The 269-nt window shown below is 64.7% G+C and carries 1 protein-coding gene; it reads left to right on the top strand.

Features of this window, described 5'->3' with window-relative positions; genetic code table 11:
* The coding region (locus XalbCFBP2523_RS16735) for a hypothetical protein (RefSeq protein WP_158250811.1) at positions 1 to 269 on the top strand (269 nt) is incomplete at both ends.

Here is a 269-nt window from a genome sequence, read left to right as displayed (position 1 = left end):
TGACGGTGCAGTCGCAGCGGCCACTGGTTCCGGAGCGGATATGCGCATTCCTGGTGAAGGCGTTGGAAGAGCTGGCCGATGCGCTTGCCGATGTGCCGGAGACGGCGGTACGCGCGCTCGACGTTTTGCCGGATGCCGAGCGGCATCAGGTGTTGACGGAGTGGAATGCGACGGCAGCGGATTATCCGCGCGATGCCTGTGTGCACGAGTTGTTCGAGGCGCAGGTGGTACGTGATCCCTCGGCCATCGCGGTGGTGCAGGGTGAGGTG

The organism is Xanthomonas albilineans, from assembly GCF_002939705.1.
GTDB classification, from domain to species: domain Bacteria; phylum Pseudomonadota; class Gammaproteobacteria; order Xanthomonadales; family Xanthomonadaceae; genus Xanthomonas_A; species Xanthomonas_A albilineans.
This window is presented reverse-complemented; position numbering and strand designations above follow the sequence as displayed.